Source organism: Pseudonocardia alni (genome assembly GCF_002813375.1).
Lineage (GTDB): Bacteria > Actinomycetota > Actinomycetes > Mycobacteriales > Pseudonocardiaceae > Pseudonocardia > Pseudonocardia alni.
In genome coordinates this window covers 98,388-110,650 of record NZ_PHUJ01000002.1, presented here as the reverse complement: position 1 = coordinate 110,650, position 12,263 = coordinate 98,388, and the positions used below count along the sequence as shown (strand labels likewise).

The window sequence follows — 12,263 nt, the reverse complement described above, 5'->3', positions numbered from 1 at the left end:
TCCGGCTGCGCTGAGCCCCGAACGGCCGAAGGACTTCCCGGGCTACGGGCGCCAGCTCCCGGACACGCCCAGAGCCGGATCCGTCGTGCGCCCGGTCCTCTTCTCGGTGTTCGCCTCCGGAGTGTTCGCGTTCTACATGATCATGAGCGTGGGGGACCTCATCGCGTCCCTGATCAACACGGCCGTGCTCTCGCTGGTCGCTCTGGGGATCTACCGGGTGTTCATCAAGCGCCCGGTCTACAGGTCGCAATCTGAGGCGGAGCAGGCACAACAACGTTCCGCTGTGCGCGACGCGGCGATCCTCAACGCGATGAGGGTCGAGCGGTCGCGACACTTCCACCCCAACGGCTTACCGAAGAAGCCGTGACCGAGCGGCGCCCCTGAGCGCCGCCGCAGCACGACGGCCCGCCCCCGGAACCAGCGGGGGCGGGCCGTGCGGCCGTCCCGGCTGACACCCGGGACGGACGACTCAGCGGAGCACGGGCCGCGTGCCCTCCGGAGCCGGAGCGTCCAGGTCCGTCACACGGACGCCGTCGAGGTGGATCCGCCCGACGGCGAAGTGCTCCGCGATGGCGTCCTCACCGAGCCACGCGAGACGGCTCCTCACGGTCGGGACGTCCTGCGGCGCGGTCTCATCACTCACGCCGGCCATCCTCTCCCCGGCTCACCGGGACGCCTTCCGCAGGTCCGACACCCGCTGCTTGGACAGCTGGAGGACCTGCGCGATCTCCGTCCCGGACAGCCCGAGCTCGTCGAGCCGCGCGACCGCGGCGCGGGACTCCTTCGCCGCGGCCTCCTGCTCCAGCTGCGCCGCCCGGATCCGCGCCCGGGACGCGGTGACCTGCTCCTGCACGGCAGGGTCGAACACCGGCCGGATCTCCAGCGGCGCGTTTCCGTCCCGGTCGTCCAGGGCGAGGTAGTCCCGCACCATCGCCTCCGCCCCACCGAGGGTGCGGCACTGGGTCACGCCGACCTCCTGGTCGGCGGCGTCGGCGATGTGGAGTTCCCAGCCGCGCTCCCACCGGTGCGCGGTCACGAAGTACGTCGACGTCACTGCAACCACCCTTTCGGCAGGCACTCCATGCGCTTGCCGATGCTGCGCACCACTCCGGGGGAGATGGCGGTGCCGGGGACCGGCGTGGTGCGGGCGCCGCAGGGGCAGCCCCACTTGGTGTGCGGCCCGGACTCGGAGAGCACACGGCAGCCGTGAGCGCGGAGCGCTCGCTCGACGTCGCGGAGCTCCATGGACGGGACCACCGACGATGGTACGCCCCGGCCGGACTGCCGTGTCCACCCCAGGTGGACAACTACGGCTGTGCGCCGAACCCTGACCCGCCGCGCCGGAGCCTCCCCGACGCGAAGTCCGCCAGGATCTCGTCGCCGAACGCGAGATCACCCCGCACCCCGGACTTGATCATCAACCACGCCTCCGACGCCTGCACCGCCCGCTCCCGAGAGACCCCCTCCGCCAGGTAGGCGTCCCGCACCGCGTGCACACACGCCGACAACTCATCGGCGTACCGGCCCTCCATCGCGGCCTTCACCGACGGGTCCCGGGCGACGACCTCCTCGTACCGCATCCGCTCCGCGTCGCACACCACCTGGATCCGCGCCACCGCAGCGTCGGTCAGCTCCTCCGCGGACGGCCCGTCACCGGTCACGCTCGCCGGCCTTCCACCGTCGGATCGCGTCCCGCATCCCCCACGCCGGGTCCTCGCGGCGCCGCCGGTTCTCCGCCTCGTCGCGGGCGTCCCTCCGGCGCTGCACCTCCGCTCGCAGCTCGACCAGGTACGCCCGCCCCTCGTCGGTGGGGATGCCGTCCGCGTCGACGAGCCCGTACCGGCGCAGCCACCGCAGCGACCGCCGGTGCGCCGTCGTCGCCGTCACCTCGCCCACGACGAGGCGGTGCAGCGTCACGCGCTGGAGGGGTGTCAGGTCCACGCCTTCGATCGTGGCTCAGCGAGTAGCCGCGCCGCCACCGGGCATCCCGCCGAGGTGCGGTGCACGGTCGAGCCCCGCGCCGAACCGCACAGCCGGGGGCGCCCACCGCGGCGCTCCCGGCGCCCCGGGTCACCCCGCGGCGTACACCCCGCGGCACGTCTCCACGATCGGCCCGAACACGTCGTCACCGGCGGAGGGGTCGACCTCCTCGCGCGGCGTCAGGTTCGGCGCCAGGGTCGCGCCCATGTCCCGCAGCAGCGCCGCGCCGTCCCCGAGCTGCCTGGTCAGGACCCGGTCGTCCGCCGAGACCGCCGCGCCCTGCACCTGCTCCGCGGCGGCGAAGGTGTGCATCGCGGCGTTCTCGGGTGGCTGGCTGAGGTCGATCTCCCCGACCGCCCGCATCTGCTCCCCGGCGATGTCGCACGCCTCCACGTCGGCCGTGGAGTAGCTCGACCCGCCTCCGGTCGTCCCGGCCGCCGTCGCCGTGGTCTCCCCGTCGCTGGTCATGTAGTTCACGCACCCGATCAGCGCGCCCACGCACATCAGCCCGATCGCACCGGCCTTGATCTTCTGCTGGAGCCCGACGCCGCCCTCCCGGACCTCGACCGGCCGCCCCGCGGTCGGCACCGCGCCGAGGCGCACCGTCGGCGCGTCCATCCCGGCCCCCGGCCGCCTAGCTAGCACCCACCGGCGGCGGGGGCGTCTGCCCTGGCTGCGGGAGGCCGGCCTTCTGACGCTCCGCCGCGGCCTTACCCCGAAGCTTCGCCTGCTTACGGGGGTTGTTCGTCAGGGCCGCCTGCCGCTCGTAGTTCCGCGCGTTGTACTCGGCGAGGCGCTGGGACACGCTCATGGGTGAAGCGCTCCGTTCGGGGGCCGGGGGTTGGTCCTGGAGTGGGAACCGGGATACACCGGACGTATCGGACGCAACCCCTGTTGCGTTTCAAACCCCGCGCGAACGGGTGAGACGACGACGGCCTGCCCTCGAGATCCGAGGGACGGGCCGCAGGTAGGGCCGTCCGTCGAGGCTGGGCTCGAAGTCGGCGATGCGGCGGGTCCGCATCCTCGGGGCGCCGCCCGGCCGCCTCGTCGGCTGGGGCCGTGGCCAGCGCCGGCCGGGCTGCTTTAGGGCAGCTCGACCGGGAACAACGCGGTTTGCTCCGCCACCACGGCTACCGGCCCGGCGCGCAACGCGCACTTCCGGCACGTCACGGGATCGCTGGTGGCGAGCAGGTCGCCGGCTGCGGCGAATCCGGACCAGCCCTGGTGACAGGCCGGGACCGGCAGCGTGAGGTCGCCGAGCCAGGAACGGAAGGCGACAGCGTGCACGACTCGGGAGCGGCCGATGCGGAGCTGGTGACCAGCGAACCGTCCGACTTGGGCGCGGGCGAAGTCCTCCGGATCCACGCGGCGAGGGAACAGCTCCAGGGCGAGGGTCACCGCTCATCTCCTTCCACCCGCAGACCGAGCTCGCCTCGCAGAGTGGCACAGGGGGCCGACAATCACTGCCGCGCCGACCGCGCACGGTAGCCAGCGTCTCCGGGGAGACCGGTGTGAGCGGGGTGGGTCAGGCCGGGGCGGTGCCGCCTGCCAGCGCAGAATCTCTGACGCGCGCGTGGCCGTCGAGGCCGTGTCGGGCGTCCTCGGCTGCGGATCAGCTGGGGCCGGTGGTCTTGATGTCCTCCCTACCGGCTGCGGCCGTCGGTGAGGTTCCGACCTCGACGGGCGCTGTGGAGTATCCGAGGCTGCGCATCTTCTCGATCATGGGGTCTGGTTCCCCCCGTAGCTCGGCGGCGTAGCGCTCGACGCCAGCGCGGAACCAGATCGCGACCCCCTCACGGACACGCGGGGGAAAGCTGTCGCGGGAGGTGTGGCGGTAGGCCATGGCTCGTTTCACGCCAAGGATGTGGCAGACCTCGTCGATGCCGACAACGTCGGGGAAGCGGTCGATGGCCAGGCGACGATCGACCTCGTCGAGAGTGAGGACTTCCAAGGCGACGGTGCGGACGCGGCCGCGATTTTCCGGGGTCGTCAGGGGGGCGACGCCTTCGAGACCCTCACGAGCGGCGGCCTCCAAAACGCGTGCGAAGTCGGCGAGGCCGCTGCCCATGGCGCGATTCGTGGTGGTGGGGATGACCCAGCCGAGGCGGCCGATCGGCTCACCGCGAACGGGGGCCGTCGTCATCGCGACCCCGTCGCTGCCGATCCTTGCGGCCACGGCCTGGCCGATCTCGTGGACATCGGTATCGGCCGGGATCGGCGGGTCGATGGCCAGAGTGATCGACAGGGAGAGGAGCCGGTCGGCGGGGGAGGAGTCCACGCTCCTGAACATACGATCATGCTAGAAAATTATCTACTGCTGTGTGTGCGGTGAGCGGGCTTGCCAGCACAGCTCCCTCTGAGTGTGTCGGGTCTCGGGACATGCTTGATTCGGCGGCTTTGGTCGAAGCCATGGCGAGCGCACCGCACCCGAGACACGAACCTGTCGAGCGGCTGCCGTCGGCGGCGTTGTGCCGTTGGCGCACCGCCTCAGTGGGCATGCCTGAGCCGCCCTGGGTGCTGTAGAGACTCTTGACCTTGGAAACGAGGATGGAGTCATGCCGTCAGAACGCACTGCGGGCAAGCCGACGACGCGGCGGTACTCGCAGGAGGAGAAGGCCGCGGCGGTGCGGATGGTCCGCACCCTGCGCACCGAGCTGGGACACGATCACGGTGTGGTGAAGCGGGTGGCCGATCAGCTCGGTTACGGCGCGGAGTCGGTGCGGTTGTGGGTGCGCCAAGCCGACGTCGACGACGGCCACCAGCCCGGTGTCACCACCGACGAGGCAGCCCGGGTACGCGAGCTCGAGCAAGAGGTCCGCGAACTGCGCCGGGCCAATGAGGTGCTCAAGCGGGCTGCGAGTTTCTTCGGGGCGGAGCTCGACCGCCAGTACCGCAGGTAGTGGCATTCGTCGACGCCCACCGCGACGACGTCGTGGAGGGGCGCCGGCTCGGGGTCGAGCTCATCTGCCGTGTGCTGCAGGTGGCCCCGAGCAGCTACTACGCCGCCAAGACCCGCCCGGCCTCGGCGCGGGCCAGGCGGGACGCCGAGCTGACCCCGCGGCTGGTCGGGTTGTGGGAGAACAACTACCGCGTCTACGGGGCACGCAAGTTGTGGAAGGCCGCCCGCCGCGACGGCTTGGACGTCGGCCGTGACCAGGTCGCCCGCTTGATGCGCGCGGCGGGTATCGAGGGCGCCCGACGGACCAAGCGCCTGCGCACCACTCGGGCGGATCCAGTCGCGGCGCGCCATCCGGACCTGGTGCAGCGCCAGTTCCGGGCCGACGCGCCGAATCAGCTGTGGGTTACCGACCTGACCTACGTGCCGACCTGGGCCGGGGTCGCCTACGTGTGTTTCATCGTCGACGCCTTCTCGCGGATGATCGTGGGCTGGCGGGTCGCCGGGCACATGCGCACCAGCATGGTGCTCGATGCGCTAGAGATGGCGCGCTGGTCGCGCGGCACCCGGCTGCCGGACCTGCGCTGTCACAGCGATGCCGGGTCGCAATTCACGTCGGTGCGCTACGGCGAGCGGCTCGCTGAGATCGGCGCGGTTCCGTCGATCGGCAGCGTCGGGGACTCGTTCGACAATGCGCTGGCCGAGACCGTGAACGGCTACTACAAGGCCGAGCTGATCCGCGGACCCGCCCGAGACGGTCCATGGAAGACAGTGGAGGACGTCGAGCTCGCGACGCTGGGCTGGGTGCACTGGCACAACCACCAGCGCCTGCACGGCTACCTCGGAGACCGGCCTCCGCACGAGTACGAGCAGGCGTTCTACGCTGCCCACCGGGACGACCAACACCCGGTCGGAATCCCATAGCGCGAGTCTCCATCAGCCCCAGAGCGACTCAGCCCAGCGCACGGGCAATCGCCGTGGCGGATAGGCCGGGCCACGCCGACATCCTGCGCGAACAGATTGACGGCTCCGTCGGCCGATAGCGACGGCGTCGGGTAGCCCCTCGGAAGCTGCACAGTCGACCGTGGCCGCGCTCGCGGTGCCGGTCACGGGTTGAGCCACCGCTCCCTACGGACGGAGCCCTCGCCCCCTGGTCCGGTCCGGGCCGCCGAGCTGCTGGGGTCCCGCTGCAGGTGGTGGGGTCGTCGATGTGTGCTGGGTTCGAGCGGCCCGTTCTCGGTCCTCGCGGGCGTAGAGCGCCCGCTGCGCGCCCCGGGCAGCGGCGGTGGGATCTGATTCCCAGCCCTGCCCCGGGCGCCAGCGGCTGCTCTCGCTGGCGCTCAGTTCGGCGGTGAAGTGACTGATGGTGTCAACCATCGCGGAGAAGTGCGGGTAGGCACGTAGCTGCGGCCACTGGTGACGGAGCGCGTCGATCTCGGCTTCCCATGGGATCTGACGTTCATCAGGTGTGGCCAGCGGCGACTGCCCGTAAACCCGGTAGGGGACGGGGAGCCGCTCTGCGTCCATCCTGTTCCAGTTCCAGTTTGTGGCCACGGCCTGGCGGAGCAGATCACCGTCGACACGGCATGTCGAGATCAGATAGTGCAGATCGATGAGATCCTTATAGCGGTGCCAGGCCGTGGTGTTGTTGCCGCGAAGGCTGGTCGGCGGACCGGTAAGCAGGACGAGCTTGTCCGCGATCTGGTTCGAGATGGGAAACAGGGTCGGCCGGACCGGCATGAGACCGGGAAGGTCGAGGGCAGTTACCGAGCGATGTGAAACGTCGGGCGGGCCGACATAGACCATCTTGCTCGGCGGCTTGATATCGATTTCCACGACAATGGGGTCGGCGACGGCGACAGTTCTACGGGGGCCGTAGCGATCGTCGACCGGTTGCGCGTTGAGGGTGCCCATGACCTGTCCGCTGTCGTGGACGGTCAGGGCGTTCGCGCTGTAGCGCAGCAGCCCGCCCAGCCCGACCGTCGAGGTCCTGCCCGGCTGGGAGATGGGTGGAGCGATGTCGTGGATCGCGGCCAGGACCTCCCGCCCGTAGTCATGGGCGTCGCGGTGACGCAGGGAGTGCGCGAAAAGGTCCAGATCGAAGGCGGTCCGCGGCATGCAGTAAGCCGGATGGGGCCCGGTCTGGGACGGCCGCATCGTCTCGGGCCACGGGTCATCGGGATGTGGGCGCACGGGAAGGGCCAGCGATCCGAGGAGATGCCACTCGTGGGATCGCTGGTTGAGCCCGGCGAGCAGGTCGGTCATGATCAGCTGCTGCATCGCCCGGCTGGAGTCGAGCTCAGGGCCGCTGGCCCGCTGTGCGACCGCGGATGTCAGATCAGACCAGGTGGGAAACCGGTCACGAAACTCGGGAAGAAGGTGGGGCCGCCACGGGTCGGGGTGAGTCACCGCTGTTGCCGTTCCGGCTCAGGCCGCCGCCTCGAGCGCTTCGGCCAGCCACCCGCTCCCATCATCGTGAAGGCCGCGTCGAGCGAAGGCAGCGCTCAACTCGCCCGGCAGATCCCGGCCGGCGACCCACCCGGCGGACAGCAGGTTCTGGCATATCCGGCCGAGCACCTCGACCCCGACGCCGCAGTCGACGTACAGATCGGCCACCGTCCGAGCTGGGCTGGTGACCCACATCCCCTCAACGAGGACGACCTCACACTCGAGCAACAGCGCGTTCCGCACGACCACCTCTCCCGACGGCGAACCCACCGCGTCGCCACCCTGCGCTGGCTGAGGATGTTCGGTCGATGCAGGCGCGGCTGCGCCCGGCCATGACGAGGAACGAGTAGCGGCCTGCGCAGTCGGGGCGGTGAACTCGTAGGCCGCCACCGGGGCGGTCAGGACTCGGTAGACCAGGCCAGCGGAACGATGCGACACCACCGCGGTGGCCGTGGGCGAACGCCGCCACGCCGGCGTCGATTCGAGCCCGACCCAGGTCGCATACAGACCGGGAAAATCGTGCCGGGCGCCCGCCCTGACCCGGAGCACTCCTCCCGCAGGACCAACGTCGCGCACATCGGGCCGGGCGAGCTCGACAAGGCCGAGCTGCAGCCAGCGCTGCACCGAGGGGGAGCCCAGGTGCAGACCGAGCTGCGCCAGACCGGCGTACCCGTGCTGTCCCTCAGCGAGCGAGAACAAGTCCGACAGACGCGCCTCAGGGTCGTTCACAATCAGAATCGTAGTAGAGTCGAGTGCGGAGTGGAAGCTGAACCGCGGAACGGTGAACCCTCGCAAAGGGGGACGGATGTACGAGAGAATCGCGGCCGCCGAGCGTGGCGAGAACCCGACGGTCATGATGCGCATGTCGACGAGCTGGGCGGTCATCGGAGACACACAACACCTTCCCGGCTACAGCCTCCTTCTCTATGCAGGCACGGCCAATCATCTCAGTGATCTCAACAGGGCCGAACGCGCCGATTTCCTGATGGACATGTCCATCCTCGGTGAGGCCGTAGCGAACGCGTGCCAGCAGCTTGACAGTGGATTCCGAAGAATCAACTACGAGATCCTCGGAAATTCATTCGAGCATCTTCACGCACACGTACATCCACGTTACGAATGGGAACCTGCCGAGCATCGCCACAGCCCGGTCTGGACATACCCCGACCGCAAGTCGCCCCGCTACGCACTGTCAACTCGTCACGATCCCCTGCGCGAGGCGATCACTGCCGAGCTCCATCAACTTCTGCACCTCACCTCGGTGGGGAATCCGTCGGACTCCCCGGCATGAGAGAGCGGATGTCCAGCTGAGCCGGTCCCGATCCGCCTTGTTGGGAGCCAGCCTCAGGTGAGAGGCAGCTCGGTGTGCAGGAGGGTGGTGCCGCCGGGCGGGCTCGGCAGCCGCAGCCGTCCACCGTCGAGGTGACCCGCTCCGCAAGCCCGGTCAGCCCGGTGCCGGCGGCTGGGTCCGTGCTGTCGCGGGGCGTCGTCGCGACCCCCTGGCCGAGCAGCGACGGCAGGAGAGGGGCGCCGGGATCGAGAGCGCCAGCGCAGGGAACAGCAGCCAGGCCGAGGCGACGGAGTGATTCACGCCGCGGCTGGAGGACCCACGCTCCTGCATCGTGGTCGTCGAGGTGGGTGGCGCGGTCCTCGCGACCGCCTTGGGCACACTCCGAGACGCGCCCCCGTCACCGCACTCGACCGAAGGGCGACGTGCTGATCAGCAACGTATGCACCGATCCTCGGGCTCGGGCTCGGGCTCGGGCTCGGGCTCGGGCTCGGGGTCACGGCCGCGCAGCCTTCGACGCAGTGCTCGCCTGGAGTCACACCGTCGATGCGGGCCGCGCGGAGCTGCTCGCGGCCACCGATGACGGTCGTCGAATGTATGAGGAATCCGGTTCCAGCGTTTCACGCACACCGGTGATGCGCGCTCCCCTGCATCCGCGGCGCGGACGCCTCATCAGGTAGCCGCTCACCGCGGCCGGTTGGGCCGGTGCCGGGCCGTGGTGCTCGCTGGCGCGGCCGAGAGCGGGCTGTCGTCGAGGTCGGTGACGGGGACCCAGCCCGGCCGGAGTGGCCGTGGCGGTGAGCTCACCGAGCTGGCGGCTTCCGAGCGTCTCATCAATCCTGAGGACTGGTGCTAACGGTGGATCGGAAAAGTGCGCTGAATGGGCGTCAGCAGCGCGCAACTGTCGAAAGGCCCGCCATGATCCAGCCGCCGGACAGCACCCCTCCCGGACCTATCGAAGACGCACCGTCCCCGGCCGGCTCTCGCGGCCCGCGGCTGGGCCTGCTCGGCGTCGGAGCGGTCATGTGTGTGGTCGGGCTCATCGCCGGGCTCGTACTCGGAGCCGGTGAGTCGGGCTCGTCTGCTGCGGGCTCCGATCAGACGGCCGTTGCGGCCACCTCGACCACCACTTCGCAGGAGCCGAACGACCCGGCCTCGTTCGGCTACGCGACCGTCCCTGACCTGACTGGCATGACCGGCGACGAGGCCAGCGCGGCGTTAGACACCGCGGATTTCCGCGACATCTCCTTCACGACGAACTACGCGTCGATGGACTCGTTCGTCGAATGGCAGTCGCCGGCCGCGGGCACGTGGTGGAGCAAGACCTCTTCGGTTCGGGTGACCCTCGATCCCACGTCGGCACGATCGACCGCGTCCTCGGCGACCATGGCCTCCACCCCGGCCCCCACCGCCCCGACCACGGCGTATGTCGAGCCGAGCTCGACCTACACCTACAAGATCACCGGCAAGAACAGCGCGATGATCACCTACAGCAGCACCGGCGGGAATACCTCGCAGGTCTCCTCGGCCGAGCTGCCCTGGTCGAAATCGGTGGAGTCCCCCGGTTACAGCGGAATGAGCTTCGCCTACGTCTCCGCGCAGAACTCCGGCGGCGGCACGATCTCCTGCCAGATTATCGGGCCGTCCGGCAACGTGATCTCGGAGAACTCCTCCGAGGGCGCCTACGCGATCGTCACCTGTCAGGACTAGCGCAGACCGCCAGCATTGGTGCCCTCAGCGAACGCGCCGGACGGCAGCCGGAGCACACTTGCTCGGGGGACCTAGCTGCCGATCCCGCAAGGCCCTCCGACGACGTACTGCCGAAAGCGACCGTACTGGCTCGGTCACGGGCGGAAGGGGTCAGACAGGTAGTGCGGTGGCGCGGCCGCTGCCTTCCAGGCCTTGATGGGCACCTCCTGCACGGGCACGAGCTTGGTAAGCGGGGACGGTTCGGGAGTGGAGGCTCGGACCTCCTGCACCGGCGCTGCCGAGGCCGTGAACGGCGAAGGCGGGATGGTTGGTTGCTGTGGGAGTCGGTACGCGTGCGGCGGGCCGCCGGGCAGGTCCTCCGGGTGCTGGTAGCGACCGTCCAGCTCCGCGGCCGCCCGGATGCGTGGCCCCTGCTGTTCCTCGGTCAGCTGCTGGACGCGCTTCCGGGAGGTGTTCCCCTGCCTGGCGGCGCGGGCTGCATCGCGCGCGAGTCGCTTCTCGGCCTGGAGAGTGGCGCGCTTCTCGTCTCGGCGGGCCCGCTCGGCGGCGTCGGGGTGGGGCTTCCCGCGCCGCATCGGGACCCGTGGGGTGGGTGGGGGCTGGCGATAGGTGGTCCGGCGCCCGGTGGGCACCAGCTGCGCAGTGCCGTTGCACGGCTCCCCGGTGGGAGTGTGGTGGTCGGCAGGGACGCGGGCGCCCAGCCCGGCGGAGGTGCCGCAGTCCTGGCAGCGGTGCCGGACGAGCTCAGCCCAGGCCGGTCGACGGCCGCGGCACGCGATGCGGTCTGGGCTGTGGTGGGGCAGGAGGTTCCCGCCCTTCACCTGTGCGATCTGCCCGCACGTCGAGCACTGGCCCTGGCGGGCAGGGAGCGGTGCCACAGCGCGGGGCACCGGTGGGGTGGCGCCGGCGGGACGGCCGCGGTCGTTCTGGGGGACAAACGCGACCCGGTCCGGGCGGGCGGGGCCGATGCCGCGCCAGCGGCTGGCGTGGCGCTTCACAGGCGCTCCTGCTTCGACATCGACAGGTTCATGACCTCGGTCCAGAGTTTCGGATGCTCGATACTGAGCAGGTCACCTCGGATAGCTCGCCGGAGGGCCCGACGAACCAGTCCCCGGAGCCGAGTTCATCGATCAACGTGGACCCCGCCAGCATCCGGACGGGCTGGAAGTTGACGAGCACGGTGCGGGCGTTGCGGTCCTGGCGCGTCATGGCGCCGTTTCCGAGGTGGGCACCCATCCGGCGGCGATCGCGCGGGCGGCGTGTTGCTGGGCGGTCATGCGCCGGCAGGTCTGATCCCACAACGCTCCAAGCGTGCGGGGCTCGGCGCGGTCGTCGAACGCGACCGGATCAAGGATCTGCGCGAGGCGCTCCACCAGGGGTGCGGCGTGCGCAGAAGCAGGGTCAGGCGCAGGCATGACGTCCTCCTCAGCTCGTTCCAAGCCACGTCATACCGGACGCCCCCGACAGCGACCATCCGACGAGATCGGTCAGCGGCGCGGTCGGCAATCGGGGCACACCGGCCCGTCCAGGCGCCAGCCCGCCGCAGCGAGCCAGTCCCGCGCGGCCGCGGGCAGCACGTCATCGGGCCCGGAAGGATCGGCAGCGAGCTCGCCGACAAGCAGAGGTCCATCACCGCAGCGCAGACAAGCGAGGTCGGTGATCGGCCCGACCGGCGGGCACGCTCGGCAGTAGCGGGCGGTGGTCGGGCCGTCGGGGCCGGGGATCAGCCACACCGCGCTCATCAGGATCTGCTGCAGCGGGTCGGCCGCGGCCTGCCCGCACCGGTCGCAGCACAGCGACGGCCCGGCCCCCGGGGCGAGCGGCACGGTCGTGCTGGCCATCACTGGCCGCGGGGCGGCGGTGGGCCCCAGGCGTGGGGGAGGTCCCGCCTGATGAGCGGGGGTGGGGGATGCGGGTCCGGTGGGGAAGGCGGAGTTCACG

At 70.5% G+C, this 12,263-nt stretch carries 16 protein-coding genes and 1 other annotated feature; of the genes, 4 read left to right on the top strand and 12 right to left on the bottom strand.

Annotation, left to right across the window (positions count from 1 at the left end):
* The first annotated feature begins 85 nt into the window (after nucleotides 1–85).
* Nucleotides 86–367 (top strand): hypothetical protein, encoded by a 282-nt coding sequence (locus ATL51_RS01065; protein ID WP_100877319.1) that lies wholly within the window; start codon nucleotides 86–88, stop codon nucleotides 365–367.
* A 102-nt stretch (nucleotides 368–469) separates the two neighbouring features.
* On the opposite strand, the gene ATL51_RS01060 is transcribed toward ATL51_RS01065, so the two are convergent.
* The 8 genes from ATL51_RS01060 to ATL51_RS01025 all read right to left on the bottom strand — a co-directional run bounded on the left by ATL51_RS01060 (nucleotide 470) and on the right by ATL51_RS01025 (nucleotide 4,258).
* Entirely contained in the window at nucleotides 470–643 is a 174-nt protein-coding gene (locus tag ATL51_RS01060) for a hypothetical protein (protein ID WP_157818170.1), read from the bottom strand.
* 21 nt (nucleotides 644–664) lie between these two features.
* Nucleotides 665–1,054 carry a hypothetical protein gene (locus ATL51_RS01055; protein ID WP_100877317.1) on the bottom strand — a complete coding sequence of 130 codons (390 nt, stop codon included), beginning with the start codon at nucleotides 1,052–1,054 and terminating at the stop codon, nucleotides 665–667.
* On the bottom strand, nucleotides 1,051–1,245 hold the full coding sequence (locus ATL51_RS01050; RefSeq protein ID WP_100877384.1) for a type II toxin-antitoxin system HicA family toxin: 195 nt from the start codon (nucleotides 1,243–1,245) through the stop codon (nucleotides 1,051–1,053). Before ATL51_RS01050 ends, ATL51_RS01055 begins: the two co-directional genes overlap by 4 nt.
* Nucleotides 1,246–1,307: 62 nt before the next feature.
* Nucleotides 1,308–1,661, bottom strand: a complete 354-nt coding sequence (locus ATL51_RS01045; RefSeq protein WP_100877316.1) for a hypothetical protein — start codon at nucleotides 1,659–1,661, stop codon at nucleotides 1,308–1,310.
* Nucleotides 1,651–1,941, bottom strand: coding sequence for a hypothetical protein (locus ATL51_RS01040; protein WP_100877315.1), 291 nt, complete (start codon nucleotides 1,939–1,941; stop codon nucleotides 1,651–1,653). Before ATL51_RS01040 ends, ATL51_RS01045 begins: the two co-directional genes overlap by 11 nt.
* A gap of 129 nt (nucleotides 1,942–2,070) precedes the next feature.
* A complete protein-coding gene (locus tag ATL51_RS01035; RefSeq protein WP_100877314.1) occupies nucleotides 2,071–2,598 on the bottom strand; it encodes a hypothetical protein in 528 nt (175 codons plus the stop codon).
* A gap of 465 nt (nucleotides 2,599–3,063) precedes the next feature.
* Entirely contained in the window at nucleotides 3,064–3,378 is a 315-nt protein-coding gene (locus ATL51_RS01030; protein WP_226369786.1) for a hypothetical protein, read from the bottom strand.
* A 214-nt stretch (nucleotides 3,379–3,592) separates the two neighbouring features.
* Nucleotides 3,593–4,258 carry a helix-turn-helix transcriptional regulator gene (locus ATL51_RS01025; protein ID WP_157818169.1) on the bottom strand — a complete coding sequence of 222 codons (666 nt, stop codon included), beginning with the start codon at nucleotides 4,256–4,258 and terminating at the stop codon, nucleotides 3,593–3,595.
* Nucleotides 4,259–4,535: 277 nt separating this feature from the next.
* Between ATL51_RS01025 and ATL51_RS01020 the strand changes: the two genes are divergently transcribed.
* Nucleotides 4,536–5,800, top strand: a protein-coding gene (locus ATL51_RS01020; protein ID WP_100877234.1) for an IS3 family transposase whose coding sequence is annotated in 2 segments (ribosomal slippage) — nucleotides 4,536–4,839 and nucleotides 4,839–5,800 — 1,266 coding nt in all. Because the reading frame shifts where the segments join, the coding sequence is not laid out codon by codon here.
* Nucleotides 4,835–4,969: a sequence feature (AL1L pseudoknot), on the top strand. (Overlaps the previous gene by 135 nt.)
* Nucleotides 5,801–6,004: 204 nt before the next feature.
* Here ATL51_RS01020 and ATL51_RS01015 read toward each other — a convergent pair.
* Both ATL51_RS01015 and ATL51_RS01010 read right to left on the bottom strand, forming a co-directional pair.
* Complete coding sequence (locus tag ATL51_RS01015) at nucleotides 6,005–7,141, bottom strand: hypothetical protein (RefSeq protein WP_157818168.1); 1,137 nt, start codon at nucleotides 7,139–7,141, stop codon at nucleotides 6,005–6,007.
* Between the two features lie 162 nt (nucleotides 7,142–7,303).
* On the bottom strand, nucleotides 7,304–8,053 hold the full coding sequence (locus ATL51_RS01010) for a hypothetical protein (protein ID WP_157818167.1): 750 nt from the start codon (nucleotides 8,051–8,053) through the stop codon (nucleotides 7,304–7,306).
* A gap of 76 nt (nucleotides 8,054–8,129) precedes the next feature.
* Between ATL51_RS01010 and ATL51_RS01005 the strand changes: the two genes are divergently transcribed.
* Entirely contained in the window at nucleotides 8,130–8,615 is a 486-nt protein-coding gene (locus tag ATL51_RS01005) for an HIT family protein (RefSeq protein ID WP_100877310.1), read from the top strand.
* Between the two features lie 915 nt (nucleotides 8,616–9,530).
* The gene (locus ATL51_RS01000; protein ID WP_100877309.1) at nucleotides 9,531–10,322 is read left to right on the top strand and encodes a Stk1 family PASTA domain-containing Ser/Thr kinase; all 792 of its coding nucleotides are present in this window, start codon (nucleotides 9,531–9,533) and stop codon (nucleotides 10,320–10,322) included.
* A gap of 1,205 nt (nucleotides 10,323–11,527) precedes the next feature.
* Here the strand turns inward: ATL51_RS01000 and ATL51_RS27890 are convergent.
* On the bottom strand, nucleotides 11,528–11,737 hold the full coding sequence (locus ATL51_RS27890) for a hypothetical protein (RefSeq protein ID WP_157818166.1): 210 nt from the start codon (nucleotides 11,735–11,737) through the stop codon (nucleotides 11,528–11,530).
* A gap of 72 nt (nucleotides 11,738–11,809) precedes the next feature.
* On the bottom strand, nucleotides 11,810–12,163 hold the full coding sequence (locus tag ATL51_RS00985) for a hypothetical protein (RefSeq protein ID WP_157818165.1): 354 nt from the start codon (nucleotides 12,161–12,163) through the stop codon (nucleotides 11,810–11,812).
* Nucleotides 12,164–12,263 lie beyond the last annotated feature (100 nt).